At 46.3% G+C, this 26,467-nt stretch carries 23 protein-coding genes and 1 tRNA gene; 16 read left to right on the top strand and 8 right to left on the bottom strand.

What is annotated here, in order from left to right; genetic code table 11:
• Positions 1–281: 281 nt before the first annotated feature.
• From KW844_RS25625 to KW844_RS25610, 4 genes are read right to left on the bottom strand one after another with little or no spacing between them, the layout of a single operon-like run.
• Positions 282–3,830 (bottom strand): efflux RND transporter permease subunit, encoded by a 3,549-nt coding sequence (locus KW844_RS25625; protein WP_218379638.1) that lies wholly within the window; start codon positions 3,828–3,830, stop codon positions 282–284.
• A 22-nt stretch (positions 3,831–3,852) separates the two neighbouring features.
• The gene (locus KW844_RS25620; RefSeq protein WP_255578631.1) at positions 3,853–4,983 is read right to left on the bottom strand and encodes an efflux RND transporter periplasmic adaptor subunit; all 1,131 of its coding nucleotides are present in this window, start codon (positions 4,981–4,983) and stop codon (positions 3,853–3,855) included.
• A 20-nt stretch (positions 4,984–5,003) separates the two neighbouring features.
• Positions 5,004–6,359, bottom strand: coding sequence for a TolC family protein (locus KW844_RS25615; protein WP_218379637.1), 1,356 nt, complete (start codon positions 6,357–6,359; stop codon positions 5,004–5,006).
• A 3-nt stretch (positions 6,360–6,362) separates the two neighbouring features.
• Positions 6,363–6,974 carry a TetR/AcrR family transcriptional regulator gene (locus KW844_RS25610; RefSeq protein ID WP_218379636.1) on the bottom strand — a complete coding sequence of 204 codons (612 nt, stop codon included), beginning with the start codon at positions 6,972–6,974 and terminating at the stop codon, positions 6,363–6,365.
• 172 nt (positions 6,975–7,146) lie between these two features.
• On the opposite strand from KW844_RS25610, the gene KW844_RS25605 reads away from it, so the two are divergent.
• The 13 genes from KW844_RS25605 to KW844_RS25545 all read left to right on the top strand — a co-directional run bounded on the left by KW844_RS25605 (position 7,147) and on the right by KW844_RS25545 (position 20,357).
• The gene (locus KW844_RS25605; protein ID WP_218379635.1) at positions 7,147–7,791 is read left to right on the top strand and encodes a DUF502 domain-containing protein; all 645 of its coding nucleotides are present in this window, start codon (positions 7,147–7,149) and stop codon (positions 7,789–7,791) included.
• A 174-nt stretch (positions 7,792–7,965) separates the two neighbouring features.
• Positions 7,966–8,949 (top strand): zinc dependent phospholipase C family protein, encoded by a 984-nt coding sequence (locus KW844_RS25600; RefSeq protein WP_255578630.1) that lies wholly within the window; start codon positions 7,966–7,968, stop codon positions 8,947–8,949.
• A 193-nt stretch (positions 8,950–9,142) separates the two neighbouring features.
• Positions 9,143–10,213: a 3-phosphoserine/phosphohydroxythreonine transaminase gene (serC, locus tag KW844_RS25595; protein WP_218379634.1), complete on the top strand. Its 1,071-nt coding sequence runs from the start codon at positions 9,143–9,145 to the stop codon at positions 10,211–10,213.
• Between the two features lie 196 nt (positions 10,214–10,409).
• The gene (locus KW844_RS25590; RefSeq protein ID WP_218379633.1) at positions 10,410–11,654 is read left to right on the top strand and encodes a DUF1015 domain-containing protein; all 1,245 of its coding nucleotides are present in this window, start codon (positions 10,410–10,412) and stop codon (positions 11,652–11,654) included.
• A 94-nt stretch (positions 11,655–11,748) separates the two neighbouring features.
• On the top strand, positions 11,749–12,627 hold the full coding sequence (locus KW844_RS25585; protein WP_218379632.1) for a hypothetical protein: 879 nt from the start codon (positions 11,749–11,751) through the stop codon (positions 12,625–12,627).
• Between the two features lie 131 nt (positions 12,628–12,758).
• On the top strand, positions 12,759–13,817 hold the full coding sequence (locus KW844_RS25580; protein WP_218379631.1) for a lipopolysaccharide assembly protein LapB: 1,059 nt from the start codon (positions 12,759–12,761) through the stop codon (positions 13,815–13,817).
• A gap of 26 nt (positions 13,818–13,843) precedes the next feature.
• Positions 13,844–15,499, top strand: coding sequence for a phenylacetic acid degradation protein PaaN (gene paaN, locus KW844_RS25575; protein ID WP_218379630.1), 1,656 nt, complete (start codon positions 13,844–13,846; stop codon positions 15,497–15,499).
• A gap of 72 nt (positions 15,500–15,571) precedes the next feature.
• Positions 15,572–16,237 (top strand): YceI family protein, encoded by a 666-nt coding sequence (locus KW844_RS25570; RefSeq protein ID WP_218379629.1) that lies wholly within the window; start codon positions 15,572–15,574, stop codon positions 16,235–16,237.
• A gap of 85 nt (positions 16,238–16,322) precedes the next feature.
• Positions 16,323–16,556 (top strand): 2TM domain-containing protein, encoded by a 234-nt coding sequence (locus tag KW844_RS25565; RefSeq protein WP_218379628.1) that lies wholly within the window; start codon positions 16,323–16,325, stop codon positions 16,554–16,556.
• Between the two features lie 22 nt (positions 16,557–16,578).
• Complete coding sequence (locus KW844_RS25560; protein ID WP_218379627.1) at positions 16,579–18,393, top strand: long-chain fatty acid--CoA ligase; 1,815 nt, start codon at positions 16,579–16,581, stop codon at positions 18,391–18,393.
• 57 nt (positions 18,394–18,450) lie between these two features.
• Positions 18,451–18,522 (top strand) — tRNA-Arg (locus KW844_RS25555).
• A 169-nt stretch (positions 18,523–18,691) separates the two neighbouring features.
• On the top strand, positions 18,692–19,867 hold the full coding sequence (locus tag KW844_RS25550) for an AAA family ATPase (protein WP_218379626.1): 1,176 nt from the start codon (positions 18,692–18,694) through the stop codon (positions 19,865–19,867).
• On the top strand, positions 19,848–20,357 hold the full coding sequence (locus KW844_RS25545) for a hypothetical protein (RefSeq protein WP_218379625.1): 510 nt from the start codon (positions 19,848–19,850) through the stop codon (positions 20,355–20,357). The genes KW844_RS25550 and KW844_RS25545 overlap by 20 nt, the downstream gene beginning before the upstream one ends.
• 138 nt (positions 20,358–20,495) lie before the next feature.
• Here the strand turns inward: KW844_RS25545 and KW844_RS25540 are convergent, their stop codons facing one another.
• Positions 20,496–21,560: an SDR family oxidoreductase gene (locus KW844_RS25540; protein ID WP_218379624.1), complete on the bottom strand. Its 1,065-nt coding sequence runs from the start codon at positions 21,558–21,560 to the stop codon at positions 20,496–20,498.
• An 88-nt stretch (positions 21,561–21,648) separates the two neighbouring features.
• Between KW844_RS25540 and KW844_RS25535 the strand changes: the two genes are divergently transcribed.
• Both KW844_RS25535 and KW844_RS25530 read left to right on the top strand, forming a co-directional pair.
• A complete protein-coding gene (locus KW844_RS25535) occupies positions 21,649–22,491 on the top strand; it encodes a helix-turn-helix domain-containing protein (RefSeq protein WP_218379623.1) in 843 nt (280 codons plus the stop codon).
• 46 nt (positions 22,492–22,537) lie between these two features.
• Positions 22,538–23,812: an erythromycin esterase family protein gene (locus KW844_RS25530; RefSeq protein WP_218379622.1), complete on the top strand. Its 1,275-nt coding sequence runs from the start codon at positions 22,538–22,540 to the stop codon at positions 23,810–23,812.
• On the opposite strand, the gene KW844_RS25525 is transcribed toward KW844_RS25530, so the two are convergent.
• On the bottom strand, positions 23,813–24,529 hold the full coding sequence (locus KW844_RS25525; protein WP_218379621.1) for a hypothetical protein: 717 nt from the start codon (positions 24,527–24,529) through the stop codon (positions 23,813–23,815).
• A 260-nt stretch (positions 24,530–24,789) separates the two neighbouring features.
• The gene (locus KW844_RS25520) at positions 24,790–25,071 is read right to left on the bottom strand and encodes a hypothetical protein (RefSeq protein ID WP_218379620.1); all 282 of its coding nucleotides are present in this window, start codon (positions 25,069–25,071) and stop codon (positions 24,790–24,792) included.
• Between the two features lie 154 nt (positions 25,072–25,225).
• On the opposite strand from KW844_RS25520, the gene KW844_RS25515 reads away from it, so the two are divergent.
• Entirely contained in the window at positions 25,226–25,813 is a 588-nt protein-coding gene (locus KW844_RS25515; RefSeq protein WP_218379619.1) for an SMI1/KNR4 family protein, read from the top strand.
• Here KW844_RS25515 and KW844_RS25510 read toward each other — a convergent pair.
• Entirely contained in the window at positions 25,810–26,409 is a 600-nt protein-coding gene (locus KW844_RS25510; protein WP_218379618.1) for a hypothetical protein, read from the bottom strand. The genes KW844_RS25515 and KW844_RS25510 overlap by 4 nt on opposite strands.
• Between the last annotated feature and the right edge of the window lie 58 nt (positions 26,410–26,467).

The following is a 26,467-nucleotide window of genomic DNA, read 5'->3' as shown; positions in this document are numbered from 1 at the left end:
AAACAGGTCATAACTGTTTTAATCAGAACGTTTTCATTGGTAATCACTACTTTACGTGGTTACGTGGCTTAGGATATACAAGGCTAGTAACGTGAAAAACAATCTGAGCGCCAAAAGTAATAAAGGCTGTCCATATGCAGCCACTTCCAAATGTTAAAATTTGTTAATCAGGGTAAATTTACCGGTTTTTCCCAAATATAATAAAAAAAACCGTCCCGAAGAATCAGGACGGTTATTGTTAACCTACAACTGTTACACTGTATAAAAAAAATCGTTTTCTTCTAATTCATCGTCACTTTATCAAGCTTGCCCTTTGTCGGCTGCGCCACCTCTTCCGGTGTGTTGAAGAAATGGTAAGGCCGCGCTGAAACATAGTTCGGGTCATGCATCTCCCTTACCACACTACGCTTGGTAAACAGCTTGATTATCAACACCACAAAAGGAATATACTTCAGCCCCCGTGGCAAATGATGGTAATCGAGCACATCAATAGAACGCTTGTTCATCGCATACATCACCGGTACCAGCACCAGCGTCAGGAAGGTCGCGAAGATCAGTCCGAATACCATCGTCCAGGCCAGCGGCCCCCAGAACGCCACGTTATCTCCCCCGAAATAGATGTTCGGCCTGAAATGCGTAAACAATCCCTCGAAGTCAATATTAAAGCCCACCGCCAGCGGTATCAGCCCCAAAATAGCGGCTATGGCCGTCAGCAACACCGGCGTCATACGCGTACCACCCGCTTCCACCACAGCATCATATACTTTGGTATCCTGCTGAATCAATAAATCGGTAAACTCCACCAACACAATACCATTCCTTACCACAATACCCGCCAGTGCCATAATACCCACGCCAGTCATTACAATCGAAATATCCATTCCGAATATGCTGAAGCCCAGGAACACACCAATGATACTGAACAGGATCTCCAGCAGGATAATCGCCGGGCGACCCACCGAGTTAAACTGCGTTACCATGATCATCAGCATCAGTCCAAATGCCCCCAGCATCGCCATCATCAGGAAGTTCATCGTTTCCATCTGATCTTCCTGTTCACCGGTCATCCGGATGCTTACATCCGGGGAATGTGAAAAGTCGTTGATAGCGCGCTGAATCTGCGCCACCACCTCGTTGGCATTATAGCCGGTGAGTACGTTGGAATACACGCTGATCACACGTTTCTGGTCAATACGTTTTATTCCTGCGTAAGTATTGGAATACTGGATATCCGCCACGGCAGATAACGGCACCTGCCTTACTGCCCCACCCATATTCATATCACGGTATACCATGTTGAGGTTCATCAGGTTGTTAATATTGTTACGCTGATCTTCTCTTAATCTTACCATGATCTTGTACTCATCGTCTGCATCACGGATCTTGGAAGCTTCCGTACCGAACAATGCAGTACGCAGGTTCAACCCGATATCCCTGGTGGAAATACCTTCTTTGTTAGCCCGCTCCCTGTCTACATTTACGATCACCTCCGGCTTATTATCTTCGAAATCACTCTTCAGCTCCTCCACTCCATCTATATGTAAAGAATCGAGGTAACGTTTAAGCCTGAACGAAGTAGCAGTCAGGTCATTAAACTCATCACCGGAAATTTCAATGTTAATGGGTTTACCGGTCGGAGGTCCGCCCTGCTCCTGCTCTACCGTGATATTAGTACCCGGAATACCTTTCACCGCTTCGCGGATTTTAGAAAGGTATTGTACGGTAGACTGCCCCTTTCTTGCACCAAACTCCACAAAGGCAACGGTTACTTTACCTTTCTGCGGCTGCGTACTCTGATCCATTTCATTCGGATCACCCGCACCTACGGCCACATTGGAAATGATGGATTCCACGATCGGGTTGTTGGCCCCTACCACTTTAGTGATACGGTTTTCCACGATCCGTGTGATGCTGTCCGTATACTTTTGATCGGTACCATTTGGCAGCTGGATATACGTATAAATAAAGTTGGGATCAGCCTCCGGGAAGAATACCACTTTAGGGCTTCGTATAGCCGTTGCCATTATGCTCATTACCAACAAACCAAATGTGGCTACCAGTATCCAAACCGGGCGCCAGCCTACCAGGCACCATTTCAAAATGCGCTTATACCGCTCCTGCACTTTGGGCCAGAATTTCTGCTGGAAGCTGCGGGCTATGCCGGCCAGCCAGAATTTCTCCAGGGCTATTACCAGGTATACAAAAATCACAAAGTTGCCAACACCCGGACTCCCATTCACATAAGCTATCAGCGCCACGCCGGCAAATACGGCGGTAAGTATTTTAAACTTCCTGTTAAAGGTAGGTTTGGGGTGATGCTCTCCTTCATGTCTATCCATAAAATCAACCGCAAACACGGGATTGATAATGTAAGCCACGATCAGGGAAGCACCCAGTGTAGTGATCAGCGTTACCGGCAGGAAGAACATGAACTTACCAATCACACCCGGCCAGAACAGCAGCGGGAAGAAAGGCGCCAGCACGGTAAGCGTACCGGAGAACACAGGCAGAAATACCTCACCTGCCGCTATCTTAGCGGCTTTTACAATGCCCAGGTCTTTCCGCTCATTGAAAATACGGTGTACGTTTTCTATCACCACAATTGCATCATCCACCACAATACCCAATGCCAGCAGGAAGGAGAACAACACCATCATGTTTAACGTGAACCCATATACGGGAAGCAACAGGAATGCAATAAACATGGATATTGGTACGGACAATGCCACGAATATGGCATTTACCGCGCCCATAAAGAACATCAGGATCAGCGTTACCAGCAGGAACCCGATGATAATGGTATTAATCAGATCATGCAGGGTTACACGGGTACCCTTTGACTGATCGGCAGTAATGGTTACATGCAGTCCTTTTGGCAAGTGATTCTTCTGCATATCCTCGATGATGGTGCGGATTTTATCGCTGGCATCAATGAGGTTTTTACCACTCTGTTTAATCACGTTGAGGGTGATTACATTTTTACCATTCAGGCGGGCGTAACTTTCCTGTTCCAGGAATCCGTCCACCACATCGGCAATATCGCGGAGATACACGGTAGCACCGGATTGGCCACGCACAATGATGTTGGCAATCTGTGCCGGATTTTTGTATTCACCTTTCACACTCAGACTACGCTTTTGTCCGTCCATGGAAACAAGCCCACCGGAGATGGTCATGTTTTCACCCTGGATGGCTCCGATGATATCACTGAAGCTGATACGGGCAGCGTCCATCTTGTATTTATCCACATTGATCTGGATCTCTCTTTCCAGGGCTCCCACTATGTCTACGCGGGTTATTTCGTTGAGTGCTTCAATCCTGTCCTGCATATCATCGGCATAACGCTTGATGGTTGGCAGGTCAAAATCTCCGGACAGGTTGACGTTCATGATAGGTATCTGCGATACGTCAATTTTGAGTATGGACGGGTCCTGGGTGAGATTCTGCGGCAGATCTCTCTTGGCGTCATCTACCTTTTCGCGTACCTGCTGCCGGGCGGATTCAATGTCTTCACTGGCATTAAATTCAATATTGATCAAGGAGAAATCCTGCATGGAAGTACTCTTGATTTTTTTAACACCACTGATGCCGTTGAGTTGTTTTTCGATCGGCTTGGTCACGAGGGTTTCCATATCTTCCGGAGAGGTACCCTGGTTGATTGTTGTGATGATAAACTGCGGGAACACGACCTCCGGGAATTGTTCCTTCGGGCGGTCGATGTAAGCCAGGATACCGGCGATGGCCAGGAACAAAGTGGCTACATATACGCTCACCTTATTGTCGATGGCCCAGCTGGTAGGCTTAAATTCTTTATTAAGATTATCTTTCATAAGCTTGCTTTAATCAGTCGGCCTAAGATTTAATAAGGTCATTATCGTTGAGTCCCTGGAATCCGGTGGTCACTATTTTATCTCCCGGCTGCAATCCTGATTTCACTTCTGCTTTATCGTTATAGGTGCGACCCACTTCAATATTGCGGCGCAGTGCCACTGTTTTCCCATTCTGGTTAGCGGCAACGATTACGTAAGGTTTTCCGGCGCTGTACTGGATTACCCCAACCGGGATAACGACAGCGTTGGTGGCACTGTAATCGATGATACGCAGTTGGGCAGCCATATTAGGACGCAGATCAGCAGCTGGTTGCAGCGGTACTTCTACGTTGATGGTGCGACTCAGGGGATCAATGGTGCGACTGGCAAAGCCAATGTTGGTACGTACTTCACGTTTAATGTCCGGGAAGTTGATGATTACCGGACCGCCGGTTTTCACCAGTGACGCATAGGCTTCTGCTACGTTGGCGGTCACTTTCAGATGGCTGGCGTTTACCACACGGAAGGCGGGCAGGCCGGGGCTTGCGTTATCTCCCAGCTTAGCGATCACCGCGTCTACAGTACCGTTGATAGGGCTGATGATCCTGGTTTGTGCCAGCTGATCCTGCATGGTAGTCAGCTTGCGCTCCAGCGCTTCTTTATTTGTTTTTGCGTTGAGGTATTGTATTTCTGAACCAATTTTCTGGTTCCAGAGATTCTGTTGTTTCTGGAAGAGGGTATTTGCCAGGTCTAATTGCGTGTGAATCTCTGCCATGTTGGCGCGGAGCACCTGATCATCCACTTGTGCGAGTACCTGCCCCTTGCTTACGTTTTGACCTTCACGCACGTTGATGGCGGTGATAACACCGGGTACGCGGGCGGATACGTTTACGTTTTCGCGGGCATCCACGTTACCCTGCACATCAATGTAATGTTCGAAGGAGGAAGTTTCCACGGGTGTAATCACTACATCCTTTACCCTTACACTATCGCTTGTTCCCAGCGCTGTTTCCAGGTCAGCAATTTTCTTATTGGTTTCTTCCAGGTATTTCGCTTTTTCTGCTTTCAGTTGCTGCAGTTGTTTTTCCTTCTCTGCTTTGGAGTCTTTTTTTCCTCCGCAGGAAGCCATGATGATGGTAGTCAGTGGCAGCAAGAAAAAATATTTAGTGTTCATATAGGTAGTGATGAAGTGATTTATAATTTACCGTAGGCTTTCATCAGGTCTATTTTAGCCACCACGGCGTTATAGAGCGCTGTGAAATAATTGTTCTGAGCGGTGAGCAGGTCATTTTCCGCGGTACTCATTTCCAGGCTGGAGCCGACCCCTTCCCTGTATTTGATCCGGGTGGTGCGGTATACATCTTCCGCCAGTATCATATTTTTTTCCTGTGCCTGCAGGGTGAGTACATTGTTTTTGAAAGTGGAATTGGATTGTTCTCTTTCCAGGTCGATGGCTAGTTTCACATTTTCCAGGGCCACATCGGATTTCTCTACGGCCAGCTCAGCCTGGTCCACTTGTCGCCGGCGCTGCAGGCCTGTAAAGAGCGGGATAGAGAGGTTCAGGCCTGTGTTGAGGTAGCCGTACCACATTTTATTTTCGAAGTAGTCGAACTTATCACTTCCTCTGAGTGCGCCGGTGGCGGCAAACAGCTGTAAGGAAGGGAGGCCTTTGAGTTTATATCTTTTGAGATCGTACTCATTTGCTTTCTTTTGTGTTTCGAGCAACTGGTATTCGATGCGTTGGTGGTAATCGAACTGGTCCGTATTCATCACGTCCGCCACGATTTGTTCGGTGGAGAGTGTATCCGTGAGCGTTATAGGCTGCTTGAGTGGCATGCCCATCTGGTATTTCAGTGCGGCGGTACCTATTTCGATGAGGTTATTGAGTTTGGTTTGTTCTGTTTCCAGGTTAGTATATTGCACCATCAGCCTGTCTACATCGAGTTTTTCCACTAATCCGTTTTTATAGATTTCGCGGGTTTCGTTGAGCAGACTTTGTAATGTGGAAAGTGTACCGCTGAGGATATTCAGGGCTTTGCGGGCAGAGAGCACATTATAATATGCTTTATACACGCTTGCTTTCACATCGATTTCCGACTTGGTTACATTTTTTTTCACGAGTTCTTCCAGGGTGGTACGTGCCTGGAGGGCAACGAGCACTGACGGGTCGAACAAGGTTTGGGTGAGTCTGACTTCTCCCAAAAGATTATGTGCAAGCTGGAAAGAGGCAACAGTATAGGAATCTACGGGCAGCCCGAAATTCTTCATATTAAACTGTTGTTTCTGAGTGATCGGGTTGTACTGATAAGAGCCATTTCCGGTGATGGATGGAAGGGCGAGACCGCTTACTTCCTTGTTTTTGGCCAGTTGTATCAACTCGTCCAGCTTGGCGGTTTTTACGGCAGATTGGTTAGCGAGCGCGTAGTCTACAGCATCGCGGGCAGAGAGCCGGATAGGTTCCGGGTTTACTACCTGTTGTGCCAGTGCAGAATAAGCATTCAGTAGCCACGCTATCAGCCCGATGCAGGTAACCCTGTTGAAGAATAGCATAGTTTATTTGTTTTGCGATAGTTGTTTGTACTTTTCAATGAGTTTGTATCCCTTTGACGAAGCCACACCATATAAGAAATTCTCCAGCAAAACCTGTTGCACTTTGGTCATATCATATTCACCAGGGAAGGCGTCGGGCTGAAAGCAGAGCGTACAGCCGTGCACGCGGTAATTAGTCAGAATGCGGACGTTCAGATCCTGTCGGTACAAACCATCTTTCATGCCACGTTCCAGGTTTTCAGCGATCACGGCGGCGAGATGGTTTTGTTGATAGTCCAGAAACACTTCATATGCTTTAGGGTGTGCTTTCTGGAGATCGAGTATAATGACCGGATTGATGTTCCTCAGTTTGCGATCGATCATTTCCATTACGAGGAATAGTTCCTCAATTGCATCTTTGGAATGTTGTTTGTTTTCCAGGCATTCCTGGTGGATCTCGCATATGAATCCGGATATGGATTGATACACGAGATCATCTTTATCGGAGAAATGGGCGTAGAGTGTTTTTTTAGAGATGCCCATTTTTTCGGCGATATCGTCCATGGTGATGGACCTGGTTCCGAACTGACGGAACAGGCCAAAGGCCTTATCCATAATGCGTTCCTGAATTTCCATAAGATAACGGGTGCTAACAGATGATCAATGCAGAACAAAACTATGGAAACTTTTTATACTTCAAAAGTTTCCAGTAATATTTTTTTACATGTCATAACATCCATTTAGGTTGGTTAATAAAGCGGCGGGCATTCCGCTTTATTGAGTAATTTTGGGGGATCAATTAATATCCATGTCGCCAAAGCTTCGATTAAAAGTATTTGCTTCGCGCATACTGCGCTATTTTTTCCAGGGATTGCTGATACTGGCGCCGATTGGTATTACTGCGTTAACCTTGTACTGGGCGTTTATGACGATAGACAACCTGATTCCTAAGGATTTGATTCCGGGGGATTCGGCCTTTAGCATATTGCGTTTCAAGGGAGTGGGTTTTGTGGTGGTATTGTTACTGGTGGTGAGTGTGGGGTATCTGAGTTCGTCTTTTATTATCGGGCGGATCTTTGATTTGTTTGACCATTTGCTGGAGCGTACACCTTTTATCAAATACATTTATACTTCGATTAAAGATGTTTTTGATGCTTTTGTGGGTGAGAAGAAAAAGTTCGATCATCCGGTACTGGTGCAGGTTTACGGTGTAGATGTATGGGAGTTGGGGTTCATTACGCAGTCGGACGTTACCAATTTCGGGCTGGAAGGTTATATGGCGGTGTATGTACCACATGCCTATGCGATCACCGGTAAGGTTTTTATGGTGCCTAAGGAGAAGGTAAAGCAGTTGACAAACATTTCTGCCGGCGATGCCATGAAGTTTGCGGTGAGTGGTGGAGTTACGAACATTACTGCTACCACACCGCATGAAAATGTGGTTCGGGATTAATAGTACACCCGGGAGATAGCGCTAAGTATCTCCAGGCAAAATAAGGCTTGAGGCAGCGCTAACCCTTACTGACACTAGCTCTCAGAAAATTATTGTTCGGGCATAAAATACCCCGAAACCGCGCTTTTCACTTCATTCTATAGTCTAACTTAGCTTTCATTGAAACTAAGTGCTATGTTAACCCACAAGACTATACGAATTTTCTTAACATGTTTATTATTATTCCCTGCGCTATGGCTGCATGGCTGGGGATTTTTCGCACATCAGCGGATCAACCGGCTGGCGGTATTCTGTTTACCGCCGGAGATGATGGTTTTGTACAAACCGCACCTGGAGTACATTACGCTGCATGCTACTGATCCTGACAAGCGGCGGTACATGGTACCTGCGGAGGGGCCACGGCATTATATAGACATTGATGTGTATGACAGGCCTCCTTACCAAAACATTCCCCGTAGCTGGGAGCAGGCGCTGGCGAAGTATTCCAATGATTCCCTGCAGCGTAATGGGATATTGCCCTGGTATCTGGAGAAGGAATTGGCGTTGCTGACGCGGGCCTTTCGTGAGAGGGATCAGTACCTGATCCTGAAGGTATCGGCGGAGTTGGGGCATTACATTGCGGACGGGCATGTGCCTTTGCATGCATGTTCCAATCACAACGGGCAGTTTACGGATCAGCACGGGATACATGGGTTGTGGGAGTCGCGCATACCGGAGCTGCTGGCCGACACTTCCTTTGATTACTGGGCGGGGCGTGCGGTGTATTTACCCAATCCCAGGGTTTATTTCTGGCGAGTGGTAACGGAAAGCGGGCTGGCTGCGGATACCGTGCTGCGGGAGGAAAAGCGGTTGTCCCTGGCGCCCGGATCTCCGGCGAGGTATGCATTTGAGCCGCGGAACGGCAAGCTGACGCGGAGTTACAGCAGTGCGTATACAATGGCCTATAATGCGTTGCTGGGCGGGATGGTGGAAAGGAGGATGAAGCAGGCCATTCATGCGGTGGCGAGTTGCTGGTATACCGCCTGGGTAAATGCGGGGCAGCCGTCGTTACGGGAGTTGTCGCACACGACACTAACTGTTCAGGAGTTGCTGGATTTTACTAACTTGCAGCGTCAATGGCTGCACGGGCAATTGCAGGGAAGATCAGAAGAAGATTAGCAGATAAAATATTATATTAAGGCTATACTGAATAATTTAAAAAAGATATTTTATCTTTGTTGCACTAGCTTTTAGCCTATCCTACACCACGCGCCTTACTGGTTTTAACACCCGTGCCGTTTTTTTTCCGTTTCCTTAGAAAAACCAAAACAAAGTGGAAAGATCAAAAAATGAATTTAATCTAGATCGCAACATGAAGGTGCACAATTTTAACGCAGGTCCTTCTGTATTACCTAACGAGGTATTGTACAAAGCCAGCAAAGCCCTAATCGATTTTGAAGGTTCGGGAATGTCCATACTGGAAATTGGTCACAGAACAGCGCCGTTTATTGCGGTGATGGAGGAAGCCCGTAGCCTGGTGAAGGAACTGATGCAACTAGATGACGACTTTGAGGTGCTTTATCTGCAAGGTGGCGCTACTACCCAGTTCATGCAGGTTCCGATGAACCTGTTGGACAACAGTGGTACTGCTGCATATGTAGACACCGGCGTTTGGTCCAATAAGGCAATCAAAGAAGCCAAATTGTTTGGTTACGTTGATGTAGTAGCCAGCTCCAAAGAAAGCAACTACAATCACATCCCCAAACAGTTTACTATTCCGCCACAGGCGAGCTATCTGCACATCACCACCAACAATACCATCTACGGTACACAGTGGCAGATGACCCCGGTAACTGATGTTCCGCTCATCGCTGACATGAGCAGCGATATTATGAGCCGCAGCATGGATTTCAACAAGTACTCCCTCATTTACGCAGGTGCCCAGAAGAATATGGGTGCCGCCGGTGCTACCATGGTAGCTATCCGCAAAAGTATGCTGGGCAAGGTTACTCGTAAAATCCCTTCCATCCTCGATTACAAAAATCATATCGAGAATGGCTCCATGCTTAACACCCCTCCCGTATTTGCCGTTTACATCTCCATGCTTACTCTCCGCTGGCTCAAAGAGCAGGGCGGTGTGCCGGCCATCGAGCAATTAAACGATAAGAAAGCAGCGCTCCTGTACGACGAAATCGACCACAACCCACTGTTCCGAGGAACCGTTGTGAAAGAAGACCGCAGTAAAATGAACGCCTGCTTCGTGATGGACAAACCAGAAATGGAAGAGGAATTCCTGAAATTCTGCAAAAAAGAAGATATCGTTGGCATCAAAGGTCACCGCCTGTCAGGTGGTTTCCGCGTATCCATGTACAACGCACTGCCGTATGAAAGTGTGGAAGTAATGGTAGAAGCCATGAAATATTTCAGCCTGAAGAAAGCTTAACAAGCCGCCTTCAACAGATTATTACCAGGGGTTAGTACATCGTCCGCGACGATGCACTAACCCCTGGTGAGTTTTAGCAGCAGGGCAATCCATTCCATCAGGAACAAGCTCCATTTGAATAAAAAACCTTTTTCCGGGGAACAAAAGTCATGGCCTTTTTATTGTTATATTTAGTATTCATACATTAAAAAATACTATGGCTATTATAAGACCCTTCAATGGATTAAGGCCTGAAGTAGCACTCGCTGCCCAGGTGGCTGCAAGGCCTTACGATGTACTCAGCGCGGCAGAAGCAAAACAGGAAGCAGCTGGTAACCCGTATTCCTTCTACCATGTGTCTAAATCCGAAATAGATCTGCCTGATAATATAGACACACACAGTCAGCAGGTGTATGATCAGGCTGCCGCCAATCTCCGCAAATTTGTGCAGGATGGCACCCTCTTCCAGGAGGACCACCCTGCGTATTACATCTACAAACTGGTGATGAATGGCCGCGCTCAAACCGGATTGGTATGCGTTTCTTCTGTGGCCGACTATAACAACGGCATCATCAAAAAGCATGAATTCACCCGCCCCGATAAGGAGCTGGACAGAATCAATCATATCAAAACCACACTGGCACAAACAGGTAATGTATTCCTGGCCTATAATGATGTGCCGGAAGTGAACGCCCTGATTGACCAATGGCAGGAACAACATGCACCCATATACGATTTTACGGCGGCAGATGGCATTTCCCATACTGTTTGGGTAGTTAACACCCCATCAGCCGTGGAGGATATCACCACGCTTTTTGCAGAAAAAGTACCGGCAACTTATATCGCGGATGGCCACCACCGGGCCGCTTCAGCCAGCCTTGTGCAAAAAGAACTCCAGGAGGCCGGTAAAATTACCAGTATCGACAACCCTGCTAATTACTTCCTGACTACCATCTTCCCAGCCAGCCAACTGGCTATCATGGACTATAACCGGGTGGTGAAGGACCTGAACGGCATGAGTAAGGAAGCCTTTTTGTCTAACCTGGATTATTTTTTTAATGTAGAAGAAATAGGCCACCTCCCGCAGCAGCCCTCCATGCTCCATGAGTTCAGCATGTACCTCGATGGCCGCTGGTACCGCCTGGTGGCAGAGGAAGGGACTTATACCACCGACCCGATCGGGGTGTTGGATGTGACCATTCTTTCCAATAACATACTCTCGAAATACCTGGGTATTAAGGATCAGCGTACTGATAAGCGGATAGACTTCATTGGAGGCATCCGGGGTTTGCAGGAACTGGTAAAGCGGGTGGACAGCGGCGAATGGAAAGTGGCTTTTGCCCTCTACCCTGTTACGATTCAGCAGTTATTTGACATTGCCGACAGTGGTAATGTAATGCCGCCTAAAAGCACCTGGTTTGAGCCCAAACTCAGAGATGGGCTGATCACACATCTTATCTAGCTGACATATTACATTGAGAAAAAGAAAGAAATATATATTTTGAGCCTGCCGGCACCGGCAGGCTTTTTCAATTGCACCTATCAACAAGTTTCTTATGTCCTTAGACCAACATGAATCTTCCATCTTTTCTGAAAAAGAATTTGAAACCTCTATTAAAGGCAAAGCATATCCAACGGTAGGGCAGCTGTTTGTGCTGATACCCGTTGGCCTTGGCGCCTGCATCCTGGCGATGATTCCTTTCATGTTTTACTTTGCCAAGAACAATCCAACAGATCCCAGAAATACCGGCGGCATGCTGGCAGTAGGCATGGGAATGATGTTGGGGGTGATTATATTAATGGCGATTTTCATGGTGTGGCAAAAGAAGAGGCATGAACCGGATTATCAGTTTACGTATAAAAAACCGGTTAAAGCAGATTTCCTGGGCAAGACTACAATTACCCTCCTTGCAACAAACATCGCCACTTACCTCCTGGCTGAAAAGATGCACCTGGACTCCCTGGGATTTTCCATGCAGATGTATTATAACCAGTTGAGTGAGATGGGTCCGGGTATGGTAATCCTCGCCTATGCGCTGATCATACCGGTACTTTCAGCCTTTATCGTATATGATATCGTTTATGATGGCCTGTTAAAAAATTATAAAGCCTATAATGTACTGATTGCCGTGGTGCTTTTGTCGGTACTGAACTTTAAGCCAGGCTTGATTCTCGTAGCACTACCTACCTCTGTTCTCTCTTTCCTGATTTATAGTCGCACCCGGGCGGTCCTTTATGTAACGCTGGCAACGGTACTTATTCCCCTGTTAATGGTAGGTATTATGTTGGTGATGCCGCTGTCTGATTTCCTGATGACCATTGAAGTACTTCCCCTGTGGGCAGGTTTGCTGGCATTGGTGATTGCCGGTTTATGCTGGTTTGTGCTATTAAAGGACTTACAAAAAATGGAGCCGGCTACTACAGACGCCATCTAATGATATATAATTAAAAATTAATTTAAAGAAAAGTAATCAGGCAATGTCGCGGTCGTACCTGCGGCACATTACCCCATTTTCCTTACTTTTACATGAAACGACGGACAGGAATGCATATTAGGTCTTCTTTATTGAAAACAATATTTATAGCAGGGGTACTATTTTCTCAGACGGTGTTTGGTCAGGATGCCAGGGAGCTGTTTAATACGGCCACCGGGTTTCAGCGTACAGGAGATTACTCCAATGCCATACTCGTTTTTAACCAGGCATTACAGCTGGAGCCGGATAACTTCGAAACCAAGAAACAGCTTGGTTACACCTTTTACCTGAAGGGAGACCTTACCCGGGCTAAAACGATCATAGAACCGTTACTGAACAGTAAAGAAGCGGATGTGCAGGTGTACCAGATAGCCGGGAATATTTATGTGAGTCGCGAAGACTGGAAGGTAGCGCAGAAAATGTATGAAAAAGCATTGCGTAAATTCCCGGAAAGCGGCGAGCTGTATAACGACAACGGCAATCTGCTGATGAATTTTAAGATGTTTGACGGTGCGCTGAACAGCTGGCTGAAAGGGATTGAGAAAGACCCTACTTTCCCAGGCAACTACTACAACGCCACCAAAACATATAGTTTCAGTAATAATCCAATGTGGTGCATTCTGTATGGGGAAGTATTCATGAATATGGAGAGCTTTACCACCCGTACGGCGGAGATCAGGAACATTTTACTGGAATCCTACAAGCGGTTATTTAATGACCCTTCTTTATTGAACAGTATTTTACCGGATGAAGGGAAGAAGAAAGGCAAAACTGGCGACAGTGGCTTCTCCCAGGCATATAAACAAACAATGGGTAAGCAGATTAGTGTGATCACCGGCGGTGTGGACCTGGATGCGCTGGTAATGGTGCGTACCCGATTTTTGCTGGACTGGGATAATGCTTATGCATCCAATTATCCATATGCGTTATTCGATTTTCAGCGTAAGATGTTGAAGGAAGGGCTATTTGATGCCTATAACCAGTGGCTGTTTGGTCCTGAAATTAATCAGGCTGCATACAGGACCTGGACTACATTGCATAAACAGGAATATGACACGTTTTCAAAATACCAGCGTAACAATCCGTTGAAACCAAGGCCGGATGAGTATTATAATGATGGGAAGTTTTCGTTGGTGAACGCGGGGTACTGATACCTGAAAAACCACAAAATCTAAATATGCTTGTTGCTAAACACCAAAACACAATTGAAAATGCGGTAAAAGCTAATCAGAGCAGAACATTTTACGCGCATTATCCTGAACACCCCAAAGCATACGGCGACGAAGCACATGCCATTGGCGTACAGAGCTACCAGCAAATGCTGAACAAACCGTATAAGCAGTTACTGCAAACCGGTGAAAAAGGCTGGGCTGGCGAGGAGGTATCACCTTACAGTGGCGAAGTATTGGGGGTTACCTATCCCCTGTTTTCCGTTAAGGACTTGATTGACAAAGCTACGGAGGCCGGTAAGTCCTGGGCTAAGGTACCTGTGGAGCAGCGGGCTGCTGTGTTAACCGAAACCCTGGATAAGATCAGGGATCACTTCTTCGATATTGCCAATGCCACCATGCATACTACGGGGCAAAGCTATATGATGAGCTTTCAGGCCTCAGGGCCGCACGCGAATGATCGTGCATTGGAAGCCATTGCTGCTGGCTATGACGAGATCCGTCGTTATCCCGGCAACCTGCTCTGGGAGAAGCCTATGGGCAAGGTGAGTATAAAACTGGCGAAGTCGTTTCACGCGATACCAAAAGGTGTAGGCGTGGTGATTGGCTGTTCTACTTTCCCGGTATGGAACTCACTGCCAGGCATGTACGCAGATCTGATTACCGGCAACCCGGTGATTGTAAAACCACATCCGAAAGCAATTTTACCTATAGCCATTGCCGTTAGCAGCATTCAGCAGGCATTGGAAGAAATGGGTTATGACCCTCATATTTGCCAGCTGGCACCGGATACCTCTGAACATATGATCACTAAAGAATTGTGTGAAGACCCGGCAGTGAAACTGATTGACTATACGGGCGGCAGCAGCTTTGGCGACTATGTAGAAACCCTGAAAGGTAAAACAGTATTCACGGAGAAAGCGGGTGTAAACTCTGTTATTATTGACAGTGTGAAAGACCTGGATGCCGTGATTCAGAACCTGGCGTTTTCTGTGAGTCTCTATTCCGGTCAGATGTGCACCGCACCGCAGAATTTCTTCATTCCCGAGCAGGGCATCAATACCAATGCCGGTCTGGTGAGTTTCAATGATGTGGTACAGCAATTCAAAGAAGCTGTGGAGGCGCTTGTCAACAACCCTAAGATGGGGGCAGGCACGCTGGGAGCGGTGCAGAATGAGCGAACGCTGCAACGTGCCAAAGAGGCTGTGCAGTTGGGTGGTAAAGTAGTGCTCCAGGGGCAGTCGATTAACAATGAAGAATATACGAAAGCGCGCATGTTTACCCCAACTATTATTGAGGTAAGCAGTGCCGATAACAATATTTACGAGCAGGAATTATTTGGACCGATTGTATTGATTATCAAAACAAAAGACACCAAGCATTCCTTGCAGCTGGCTAAACAGATGGCGCAAAAGCATGGGGCTATCACCTGTGCTGCCTACACCACTGATCCGGCGGTGAAGGAGGAGATCCGGGATGAGATGAACAGTGTGTTCACACCGGTGTCGTTTAACCTTACCGGGTTCATCTGGGTAAACCAGCATGCTGCTTTCTCTGATTTCCATGTAACGGGAGGTAATCCGGCGGGTAATGCCAGCTTTACTAACCAGGAATTCATTTTAAAGCGGTTTGTGTGGGTCGGTAACAGAGAACTGGCAGAATAAAGTCTTGCATTTATTGGAACGGCTACCCCAGCGGGTAGCCGTTCTTCAATAAAATACGTTATATTTATATATATGACTAAACGGATTGCATACACTATTTTCCTGCTGACGATACTGGCTGCCTGCCAGGAGGCACCTCGTGCTGACAAGGCAAAAGTAAGCGATGTACAGAAGGTAAAGGTAGGAGAAGGTCATGCATATCTGGTGGATACAGCATCCAGTATTATCGGCTGGATAGGCACCAAGCCTACAGGCAAACACCACGGCACGGTGAAAGTGCAGAGTGGAGCGGTGTATGTAAAAGATACTGTTGTGACAGCTGCCCAGTTTGTCATTAACATGAAAACGATGGAGAATGTGGATCTGGCGGCTGATACATCTATGAAAAACAAACTGGAAAGGGAGTTGAAAGGGCCTTTATTTTTTGATGTAGCCCGGTTTCCTACTGCCAGCTTTGAAATGACGGCTATAGAGCCTTTTAAACCTGCTTTGGACGAGGATTTAAATTTGAAAGACGCTACCCATACCATTAAAGGTAACTTTACCATTAAAGGGGTTACAAAGAATATTTCCTTCCCTGCGATTCTCTCCTTTTCGCCTGGCAAAGTGTCTGCCATGGCTACTTTCAATATTGACCGCACCCTTTGGGGCATCACGTACCGTGCAGATAAATCCGTGCAGGACAAGCTGATTAATTCCCTGGTGAATATCAGTTTCACCATTAATGCTACCAGGTAGTGAATTTTAGGTTTTTTTTGCTGGCAAAAACGCAGAAAAAAGATTAAATTTAGAACAGCAGCAATATCGTAAAAGCTGTGACTATATGGAAAAAACCAAGGAACGAGAGGACCGGCTATGGCATATCAGGGCTAATGCTGCGTTTAAATCTCATCTTATCCTATATCTATTCGCGAATGCGGGGCTATGGGGCTTGTGGTTTATTACCGACAACGAATTATTTCAGGGCGTGCCCTGGCCCGTATGGCCGGTAACTACATGGGGATTATTCCTGGCATTCCAGTATTACAATGAAAAACGACAGCAAACACGTTATTAAGCCAAAACAAAACTTATACAGTATGGACCAGCCGCAACGACTATTTGACGTCATTAATTACCAGCTGGAGCATTATCCTAAGGAGGATATGCTGGCAGCGAAAGAGAATGGTCAATGGAAGAAATACAGTACCCGTGAAGTAAGTGAAATAGCCATGAAATTCAGCTCCGGATTGCTGAAACTAGGCATCAGACCGGGTATTAAGGAAAATGAGGAGAAAGATAAAATTGCGGTGATTGCGCCCAACCGTCCGGAGTGGATTATGACTGACCTGGCCTGTCAGCAGCTGGGTGCGGTGCTAACGCCCATCTACCCTACTATTAGTCAGCATGAACTTGAATTTGTACTCAATAACGCCGAAGCCAGGCTGCTCTTTGTAAACGACAAGGAACTGCTGGATAAGGTGCTGGAAGCGCGTGATAAGTTTCCGACCATCCGGGAGATTTTCACTTTTGAAAAAGTGGAAGGAGCCCGTCACTGGAAAGAAGTCCTGGAAATGGGTGATCCGGCTGATTACGAGCTGATTGAAAAAACGAAGACTAACATCTCCCCGGAAGAACTGGTTACGATCATATATACCTCAGGAACCACTGGCACGCCAAAGGGTGTTATGCTGAGTCACCACAATGTGGTGAGCAACGTGGTATCCTGCAAGCCTTACCTGCCGGTAAACCCGGAGGCCAAAGCGCTTAGTTTCCTGCCTTTAAACCACATTTTCGAGCGTATGGTGACCTATCTGTACCTGACAGCGGGTGTGCCTATCTATTACGCCGAAAACATGGATAAAATTGCAGAAAACCTGAGGGAGGTAAAACCAACTATTTTCACGACCGTTCCGCGTTTGCTGGAAAAGGTATATGAGAAAATCATGGCTACCGGTCTGGAACTGAAAGGGATTAAACGTGCCCTCTTTTTCTGGTCGGTGGACCTGGGCAAACGCTATGAGATTAATAAAAATCAGGGGCTCTGGTATAACCTGCAGTTGAAGCTGGCTAACAAGCTGGTGTTCAGCAAGTGGAGAGCTGCACTGGGTGGGAATATACAGGCAATTGTAAACGGCGCTGCTGCCTGCCAGGTGCGCCTGTTAAAGATCTTTACTTCGGCCGGCATTCCGATCATGGAAGGCTACGGCCTCACTGAAACCTCCCCTGTTATCAGCGTAAACCGCTTTACGGTGGAAGATCGTATGTTCGGCACCGTAGGTCCCATCATCGACGGTGTGGATGTTAAAATTGCCGAAGACGGGGAAATCCTTGCCAAAGGCCCGAATATCACTATGGGCTACTACAAACGCCCTGACCTCACCGCTGAGTCCATCAAAGATGGCTGGTTCCATACCGGCGACATCGGCGTGATCATCGATAATAAATTCCTTAAAATCACCGACCGGAAGAAGGAACTGTTCAAGACCTCCGGTGGTAAGTTCGTGGCGCCACAGCCTATCGAAAACAAGTTTAAGGAGTCGCCCTACATTGAACAGCTGATGGTAGTAGGGGAAGACCGTAAATTCACCGGTGCCCTGATTGTGCCTTCCTTCAGTAACCTGAAGAAATGGGCGGAGAAACGTGGCCTCAGCTGGACCACCAACGAGGAAATGCTCAAAAATCCAGAAATAAAGGACCTTTTCAAACAGGCCGTGGATAAGTACAATCAGTTCTTTAACCACATTGAGCAGGTGAAGAAGTTCGCTTTGCTGCCCCAGGAATGGACAGTAGACGCCGGTGAGCTGACGCCTACACTGAAGGTAAAACGTAAGGTAATCCTGGAAAGGTACAAGCACGAAATCGACGGCATCTATACGCCAGCCGGCGGAAAAGTAGATATAGAAAGTATTTAAAAATTAATTTAAATATCTTACTTTTGCCACCCGATCATCAGAAATGAGGTCGGAAACGGCCCGGTAGTTCAATGGATAGAATAGAAGTTTCCTAAACTTTAGATACAAGTTCGATTCTTGTCCGGGCTACTGAAAACATATTTCGCCTGAATTTAGCTTGACTGGATTCAGGCGAATTTCGTTTAGGGGGAGTTCTTTTATAGAAAAAATATATAGTTTTCACAATTCTGTTAATCATACGTTATTTGTATATACGTTTATATACAATCAGATAAGTTAAACTATCAAGCTTTCGCACATGAAAACATTGAAAGTTAAAAATCTTGGACCCATTGGAAATGCTGAGGTAAACTTTGGCGACTTGACGCTGTTTGTAGGTCCGCAAGCAAGTGGTAAAAGTATTTTGCTGCAGCTAATTAAATTAATTGTAGACCACAGACATATTCGAAGAACATTAGAACAGTATGGTTTCATTTGGGGCAACGATGAATATGATATTCTTGAGAGATACTTTGGTGAAGGAATGGGAGGCATATGGCATAAGCAAACTGAAGTAACATTTGACAAAAAAGCTTATCCAATTACGCATTTGTTGCCCCGGAAGAGAGTAAGTATAAAGGATGTCCAAGAAACTCTTTTTTATATACCAGCACAGCGTGTTGTTTGCCTTCAAAATGGTTGGCCACGTTTTTTTACGGAATATGAAGGCTCTGTGCCATATGTATTGAGACATTTTAGCGAAACACTCCGTCAGGAATTAGAAAGAGGATTTGGAAAAAACAAAGAAACTGATACTATATTTCCACAAACCAAAAGACTAAAAGAGTCTCTGCGAAAATCTTTCAATGACAGCATCTTCCATGATGCTAAAATCGTGATTGACAAAACGAGTAAAAAAAGATTCAAATTGGAATTAGGAGGCTCAAGTATCCCATTTATGGCTTGGAGTGCGGGACAAAAAGAATTCATGCCATTGCTCCTAAGTTTTTATTGGTTATGTCCAGGTTCTGCAGTGAGTCGAAAGGATAGTATAGAATATGTAATTATTGAAGAGCCGGAAATGGGTTTACACCCGCAGGCAATCACTTCGATATTACTCCAGGTTATTGACTTGATGAACAGGGGATACAAAGTGATAATATCTACTCATTCTCCTGTATTATTGGAATTCGCATGGGCCGTTCAGATACTGCAACAACAGAAAGCAGGTGCAAAAGAATTAGCTGAATTATTTGAATTGAAACAGTTAACTCCTGCATTGAAAGACATGTTTACCAATATTCTAGAAAACAAGTTATTTAAGACTTACTCTTTCAATCGCACTTCTAGTAAAGTCAACGTAAAAGACATTTCGTCATTAGACGCTGGCAGTTCAGACCCATCCACCTCTGAATGGGGAGGTCTTTCCTCATTTAGTACAAAAGCCTCTGATATAATCTTGAAAGTAGCTAACAATGAAGAACAACAGGATTAAAGACCAGCACAAGGCCCAAACAACAACAAAAACAAACAGATTCCAAATTGCTGTTGCCGCAACGCCGGATATCAAAGATGGTTACACGCACGGACTAAGGGCATTAGGAGCTTACAGTTCTAAAATCAAACTACCATCCCATAAAAAATGCGATGGTAGCGTCGATATCGATGCACATACTGAAGCCAGACATGCTAATAGCAGTCGGTGGGATTACTGCTTCGGGGTGAATGATGAAATTTACTTCGTAGAAGTACATCCTGCTTATACCGGAGAAGTGAATACTGTAATCCGAAAGCTACAATGGTTGAAAACTTGGTTAAGTACCGCAGCTCCTCAACTCAATGCTCTTAGGGTCAAAAGCAGGCATCCATTCTACTGGATTCAATCTAATGGCTTTCACATTACCAAAACATCTTCTCAATATCGGTTAGCTATTCAGAACAAATTAAAACCGGTTGCAGTTTTAGATTTGACATCTGATGAATAGTTACATTTAACTAATCAAATCTAAAAATCGATACAACAACTTCGACTAAACTTTGTACATTTACTTTGAATGTGAACCAAGCATCAGTTTGTAGTAGTATTCCCCCGGCGGCGTGAGCTGCCTTTTTTATGCCCTTCCTCACGGCACCACCTTCTCCCTCCTCAACTCATCAAACAACCTCATAAACATCTCTTCCGTATCCACATACTCATGAAAACCTAACCGCCGCGCTTTACTCCCATCGGCAAAAAAGTCGTAATCCCAGGAGAACACGAAGTCGCTGAATTTCCAGGCGGATACCGCTTCGTAGGGAGCTGTCAGTGAATATTTTGCACGCATAGTCTCCCAGAGCGCCGCTTTATCCGACATCACCGTATCCAGTGGCATTGGCAACGGTGGCGCCACCGCCAGGCCAAAATAAGCGGCAATTTTAGGCCATAACTGCTCCCACCTGAATAAATCCCCGTTGGTGATATTAAACGCCTGGTTAGCCGCCTTAGGAGTAATGGCAGCCCATACGGTGGCTTTAGCCAACAAGTCGGCGTCCGTCATTTCCATGATTTTGTTGTAAGCATCCGCTTTGCCCGGGAAGCGCAACGGCAGGTTCAACTCTTTGGAGATGCTGGCGTATACTGCAATGCTGAGCACCAGGTTCATAGGATTGCCCAGGGCAGTACCACCCACCACTGATGGCCTGATGGCCGACCAGCCCCAGCTCTTTCCCTGCTGCAGCCGTTCCAGGTAATATTGCTGATCCATGTTGAAATCCGGAGGCATATGCTTGCCCGCGTCAGATTCCTTAGCCGGCGTAGTAAATGCGCCAAGATGCGCGCCATATACCTTATAACCCTGCATCAGACTCACATGTTGCAGGTTTTTAGCCACCGGCTCCACCGCTTCCATCAGGTTTACCAGCATCGCCATGTTAGGCGGTACCAGCGCTGCCCAGGTAGGAGCATCCTGGTAAGCGGTATAAAATATATGCGTGACCGTAGTGAGATGCCGCAGCTGCTGTTGGGCGTTGTCGCGGTCCTGAAGGTTTACAGCAATGTATTGCAACTTATCTGTAGCTTCCCCGCCACGTCTGGATAATCCAATTACCTCCCAATCGTCCAGGGTGAGCAGATAGTTGATCAGATTTTTTCCTATTACTCCCTGTGCGCCCGCTACCAGGGCTATCTTTTTATTATTTCCGGTATTCATATGCTTTGCTTGTTTGTACCACAAAGATCCGTTGGGCAATAGGGGTATCTGTTGTACTTTAGTAGGGATAATTTGTATTTTTCCGGGAATGAAACGTTACATACAGCACGAATACCTGCGCATATCGCACTTCACTGGCAAGGTGTGGGAGCATCCTGTGCATAACCACAACCACTTTGAGCTGATATTCGTACACCAAGGCGAAGGAAAGCATGCCCTGTCAGGCACCACCGTTCCGTATAGCCGCTATGCGTTATTCCTGCTGGGGCCCGCTGACGCGCATCACTTCGAGATAGCAACCCCTACTACATTCACTTTTCTGAAATTCACCAATGCCTATCTCGGCGCCGGAGACGCCACAGCCCAACAGCACTGGAACAGCGTCACCGAAAATTTACTCCGGGCTTTTCACCAGGATCGGTTACATCTCTCCCAAACTGCTCAGGAAAGAATAGATCAGCTGATACATCTGATAGTGGCCGAATGGCAGGATGATAAGAATGAAAACAACCATACGCTGCGACTCCTGATGCAAGCGCTGCTATCCATGGTGCAAACCAACATCTCCCCCACCATTCAAACTATTACAGGGAAACACAGCGAAAAAATTACCCAGCTGCTCAACTATATCCACGATCATATACATGAAGCCGAAGAGATACAGACAGAACAGCTAGCTGAACGGTTCGGCTACTCCAAACACTACCTGGGCGCATATTTCAAAGAACAAACCGGCGTTACGTTACGCGAATACGTTACCCGGTACAAACTGCATCTCATCGAAAACAGACTCAAACACAGTTCCTATTCTCTGAAAGAAATCAGCAATGAATTTGGATTCAGCGATATGAGCCATTTTAATAAATTCTTCCAAAAACACCACCAAATGAGCCCCTCCACCTTCCGAATCAAAATTGCAGATAAGCAATAGTACTTCTGCCCCGGTAAACCGACATCTCATCTGTATAAATCCACTTATGATGAAAAAGTTAGTCATCGCAGTATGTTGTGTAATCCCCTTCCTGCAAACGCAGGCACAGCAACCACTCCAAACATATGTTGATAAACATGCTGCCACGATCACCAGCATTGATCCCGGCGACACCGATTACAAAGACCTGAAAGCATTGAAACAGGCCATAGGTAATAGTCGCATCGTAATGCTGGGTGAGCAGACTCACGGTGAAGGCTCTACGTTTTTAGCTAAAACACGGATCATTCAATACCTGCATGAACAGCTGGGGTTTGAAGTGCTGGCCTTTGAAAGTGGTTTTTACGATGTAAATAAAATCTGGGAAAATGTGAATGCCGGCGCCTCTATTATGGAACAGGCACCCAACAACCTCTTTTATATGTACGCTACCAGCGAACAAATGTATCCGCTGTTTGACTATATTCAACAACAATTAAAAACTCCAAAACCCTTAACTGTAACGGGCTTCGAAAGTCAGCACAGCGGTGCGAAAGCAATCAGTGAAATGATGCCGGATATGGAAAAATTCCTGGGCACCCATTATAAAAATGTGCTGGATAGTAACTGGCAGCGCTTTGAGACAATCTGCCCCACGCTGTTCAAAGACAGAAACTACCGCCCAGACAGTGCTTCACAGCAACGCTTTTTCAAAGAAGTAAACTCCCTGAAAGCACTGCTGAGGCCAGTTAACAATCAGGTTAGGACGCACCTTCCGGACGACCAGGGATTCTGGTACCGGGTGGTATGCAGTATCGAATCACAGGCGATCCGCTACTGGGGCCTGGCAAAAGGCAACGAAATTAATTACCGCGACCTCCAAATGGCTGATAACCTGATCTGGCTGGCAGACACGGTATTTACAGGAAAGAAAATCATCGTTTGGGCACATAACGGACACATCGCCAATACTATGGGCAACAGCGAAGGAAAAGGCGGACTGCAGGACTTCTACAACACCTTTATCCCCATGGGTGCCAAGCTGAAAAAGCATTATGGCAACAACGTATATGCGTTAGGGTTTTCCGGTGCAGCAGGAAAATATATGGATTACGGAAGCCTGAAAATAATGGGTGTTCCCGCTCCACAGCCGGGCAGCATTGAGGCGGCCCTTGCCAACACCAATAAACCGATAGCACTGTTGGATTACAGGCATGCCGGCAAAGTGTTACAGCAAAATCAGGTGGGTTGTATAGGAGACTTTATGGCTGCCACCGCAGTATGGCCGAGGATCTTTGATGGTGTATTCTTTATCCGCACCTCCACCCCGGTAATCAGGTAATCAGATGTATCTGATCACCTTCAATACAGTAAAAGCCAGGATCAGAAATGAAAAGAGATAGAGCATGAAATTGGCTCTTTTCCGGCGCTCGTCGGTGAAGAGCCGGTTTCTGTACGCCTGGCGGACAAATACATTCAGAAAAACCAGGAGAGCCAACCCGGAAATAGATAATATCAGTTTGTTATCGCTGAAATAAAAACCAGCAGCACCTCCCAGCATCAGTATCATTCCCAGCCACCAGAACTGTTCATGGAAAGCCTTTTCGTCTGTTTCATCGAAAGTACGGATGTGAGCGAGTTGTTTTTCCAGCTCCTCGAAATTATCCAGTCCGTCAGGGATGGTCATCACCGCATCGGCAGATTCACCACGTATAACAATACCATTACGGGTTTCCGCCATGCGTGCTATTTCAAATACAGACAGGGTGAGGTCTGGCGAATGTTTCTGCCTGCGGATGATATGGAGGTCGTTGATTTCAATCTCAAAGCTTTTGTAAATATCCATGGATAGCTTGATGCGGCGGATACTACTCCAGGAGAAGTAGACAATCAGTACTCCGAATATGATATACATTTCCATCCGGTTGGGTACCTCATCCCTGTAGAGGTAAAAGTAGGACAGCATAGCTACCAGTATGGCGAAAATAATCACCTGACGGCGGATGATCCGCCTTTTTACATCCCTGATACCATCTTCGCTGAATTTGTAGATCGCCATAAGTCCTTCTGCTATAATTGATAACCTAATATAGCAAGCTTTCTTTTAAAAGAAAAGTAACGGAGTTGGAGTTTTGTTGGATGGGGCATGACACCTTCGGTATCATGGGGTGGGTTCCGCGCTGCGCGCGGTGGGCATTGATCAATAGTAACTTTGGGACCCTACGAAATAGATAAAAGGGAATCTTTCCATCAGGTGCCTTAATAAAAAGAGGGTATATCATACTTTTGATACACCCTCTTTTCCGGTATGAAGCAGGTTTATTCTTCGTCTTCTTCCTCTTCGCCATCGTCTTCTAACCATTCCATGTAGGAATAGTACCAGTCTTCCAGCTGCTCCAGCAGTTCAATTTTCTTTTCAGGAGCATTTTTGAAGAACTCTTCAACGTTGTCGATTTCGTGAACGATGTCGATATAAGCGGTTTCCTCATCTTCTTCTACGCGTTTTGCGAAGAAGCGCGGAGACTGCGTATGGAAAATATACTCGTTCTCAGGATCTGTTACTGGGTCGTCTGCGATCAGGAATTTAGGTAGCTGTGCCATAATACGCTATTTACTGTTGAATAATTTCAGTGTTGATTATAATACAAAAGTATTGATTAAATAGTTACAAAAACGGCAGCAAAAGAAGAAAGTTAACATATAAACTTTCAGCTTTTTTTCACATCTTTATAGGTACTACAAACCCCCTGTCAAAATGGAACAATATTGGAACAGATGGGAGTTATGGATGCGTGAACACGCCCCCAAAATGCTTAGTATCCTTAACCCTGGTGTATCTCTCAACGATATTGCCGAGCTGGAATCCGCTACCGGAGTCCTGTTACCCAACTCATTCAAGCACTTTTACAGTGTTCATGACGGTCAGATGGTATCCAAAGCCGGCCTCGTAAACGGGGACAAGCTACTATCAGTCCAGGATATCCTGGACGAATGGACCACCTGGCAGGAACTGCTGGATAACGGCGCTTTCCTCCATAACGGCGATCGCCTGTTGTCCGAGCCGGACAGCGGCATTAAAGACGATTGGTGGAATCCCCGCTGGATACCATTCACTTATGATGGTCTGGGCAACCACCTATGCCTGGACTTTGATCCCGCCCCCGGAGGCAGGGCCGGACAGGTGATCACCCTCTGGCATGATGATGCCCACAGGGAGATGATAGCGCCCTCCTTTGATATATGGCTGAGTAACTATCTGGATGCCCTGGACAGAGGAGAATATATCTATGCTAAAAGATGGGGAATAGTGCGGAAGGATAGCAGGTATCATTTTAAAGACTAACGCTTACGAAGCCACGAAGGTAATTTAGGAACCGGTATATGCGTATCCCAGCTGAATATAGTGATGGTTGCAGGGGTACTTCTCACAATTTTTTCAACTCCAACCGCAACAATGACTCCGGTAGTAAGTGTTTTTCTGACTGTTTTATACGCCACCACATTAATTTCCTGCAGACTAACAACGCATGGTTGAATGCTATCAGCACGCTCTGCCTTGCAAACCTGATCCTTGATACGAACGAAGTCTTTTGTACTTTCGCACACAACCTTAGTATTCTGGCGTGTAGCGTTTACCTGCGCATCCGCTGTATTCGTCACCACCAACATTCCTGCCGTTAACAACATCACCGGCACCAGCCGCTGCTGCGGCACCATCGGCAACAAATTCCTGTTTAACTGACCGGCATGCACATGCCCGCACAAAGCACCTTTGTGGCCTTTGAGAAAGGTTATTATCTGCTCATCGGAATACTGGGTGAAATCGATAACAGTTTTGCGGCAGTTGTTACAATGCCTGCCATCTTGTGCGGTAACCATTTCGTCCCAGTTTTGATCACAGGGAGAGGGAATAGACAGGTACAGACCTTCACGCGCCATAGGTAAGAGAGAATATCTATCAGGAATATACGAAAATTTCAGTGCAAGTACAATACAG

It is taken from the genome of Chitinophaga sp. sic0106 (assembly GCF_019219075.1).
GTDB lineage: Bacteria > Bacteroidota > Bacteroidia > Chitinophagales > Chitinophagaceae > Chitinophaga.
Note: the sequence above shows the minus strand (reverse complement) of the source record. Positions and strands in the feature narration are given on the sequence as shown.

Excerpts from the sequence above, each read along its gene's own strand:
- KW844_RS25625 (WP_218379638.1), bottom strand. The coding sequence starts at position 3,830 with ATGAAAGATAATCTTAATAAAGAATTTAAGCCTACCAGCTGGGCCATC.
- KW844_RS25620 (WP_255578631.1), bottom strand. The coding sequence starts at position 4,983 with ATGAACACTAAATATTTTTTCTTGCTGCCACTGACTACCATCATCATG.
- KW844_RS25615 (WP_218379637.1), bottom strand. The coding sequence starts at position 6,359 with ATGCTATTCTTCAACAGGGTTACCTGCATCGGGCTGATAGCGTGGCTA.
- KW844_RS25610 (WP_218379636.1), bottom strand. The coding sequence starts at position 6,974 with ATGGAAATTCAGGAACGCATTATGGATAAGGCCTTTGGCCTGTTCCGT.
- KW844_RS25605 (WP_218379635.1), top strand. The coding sequence starts at position 7,147 with ATGTCGCCAAAGCTTCGATTAAAAGTATTTGCTTCGCGCATACTGCGC.
- KW844_RS25600 (WP_255578630.1), top strand. The coding sequence starts at position 7,966 with ATGTTAACCCACAAGACTATACGAATTTTCTTAACATGTTTATTATTA.
- serC (WP_218379634.1), top strand. The coding sequence starts at position 9,143 with ATGAAGGTGCACAATTTTAACGCAGGTCCTTCTGTATTACCTAACGAG.
- KW844_RS25590 (WP_218379633.1), top strand. The coding sequence starts at position 10,410 with ATGGCTATTATAAGACCCTTCAATGGATTAAGGCCTGAAGTAGCACTC.
- KW844_RS25585 (WP_218379632.1), top strand. The coding sequence starts at position 11,749 with ATGTCCTTAGACCAACATGAATCTTCCATCTTTTCTGAAAAAGAATTT.
- paaN (WP_218379630.1), top strand. The coding sequence starts at position 13,844 with ATGCTTGTTGCTAAACACCAAAACACAATTGAAAATGCGGTAAAAGCT.
- KW844_RS25570 (WP_218379629.1), top strand. The coding sequence starts at position 15,572 with ATGACTAAACGGATTGCATACACTATTTTCCTGCTGACGATACTGGCT.
- KW844_RS25565 (WP_218379628.1), top strand. The coding sequence starts at position 16,323 with ATGGAAAAAACCAAGGAACGAGAGGACCGGCTATGGCATATCAGGGCT.
- KW844_RS25560 (WP_218379627.1), top strand. The coding sequence starts at position 16,579 with ATGGACCAGCCGCAACGACTATTTGACGTCATTAATTACCAGCTGGAG.
- KW844_RS25550 (WP_218379626.1), top strand. The coding sequence starts at position 18,692 with ATGAAAACATTGAAAGTTAAAAATCTTGGACCCATTGGAAATGCTGAG.
- KW844_RS25545 (WP_218379625.1), top strand. The coding sequence starts at position 19,848 with ATGAAGAACAACAGGATTAAAGACCAGCACAAGGCCCAAACAACAACA.
- KW844_RS25540 (WP_218379624.1), bottom strand. The coding sequence starts at position 21,560 with ATGAATACCGGAAATAATAAAAAGATAGCCCTGGTAGCGGGCGCACAG.
- KW844_RS25535 (WP_218379623.1), top strand. The coding sequence starts at position 21,649 with ATGAAACGTTACATACAGCACGAATACCTGCGCATATCGCACTTCACT.
- KW844_RS25530 (WP_218379622.1), top strand. The coding sequence starts at position 22,538 with ATGATGAAAAAGTTAGTCATCGCAGTATGTTGTGTAATCCCCTTCCTG.
- KW844_RS25525 (WP_218379621.1), bottom strand. The coding sequence starts at position 24,529 with ATGGCGATCTACAAATTCAGCGAAGATGGTATCAGGGATGTAAAAAGG.
- KW844_RS25520 (WP_218379620.1), bottom strand. The coding sequence starts at position 25,071 with ATGGCACAGCTACCTAAATTCCTGATCGCAGACGACCCAGTAACAGAT.
- KW844_RS25515 (WP_218379619.1), top strand. The coding sequence starts at position 25,226 with ATGGAACAATATTGGAACAGATGGGAGTTATGGATGCGTGAACACGCC.
- KW844_RS25510 (WP_218379618.1), bottom strand. The coding sequence starts at position 26,409 with ATGGCGCGTGAAGGTCTGTACCTGTCTATTCCCTCTCCCTGTGATCAA.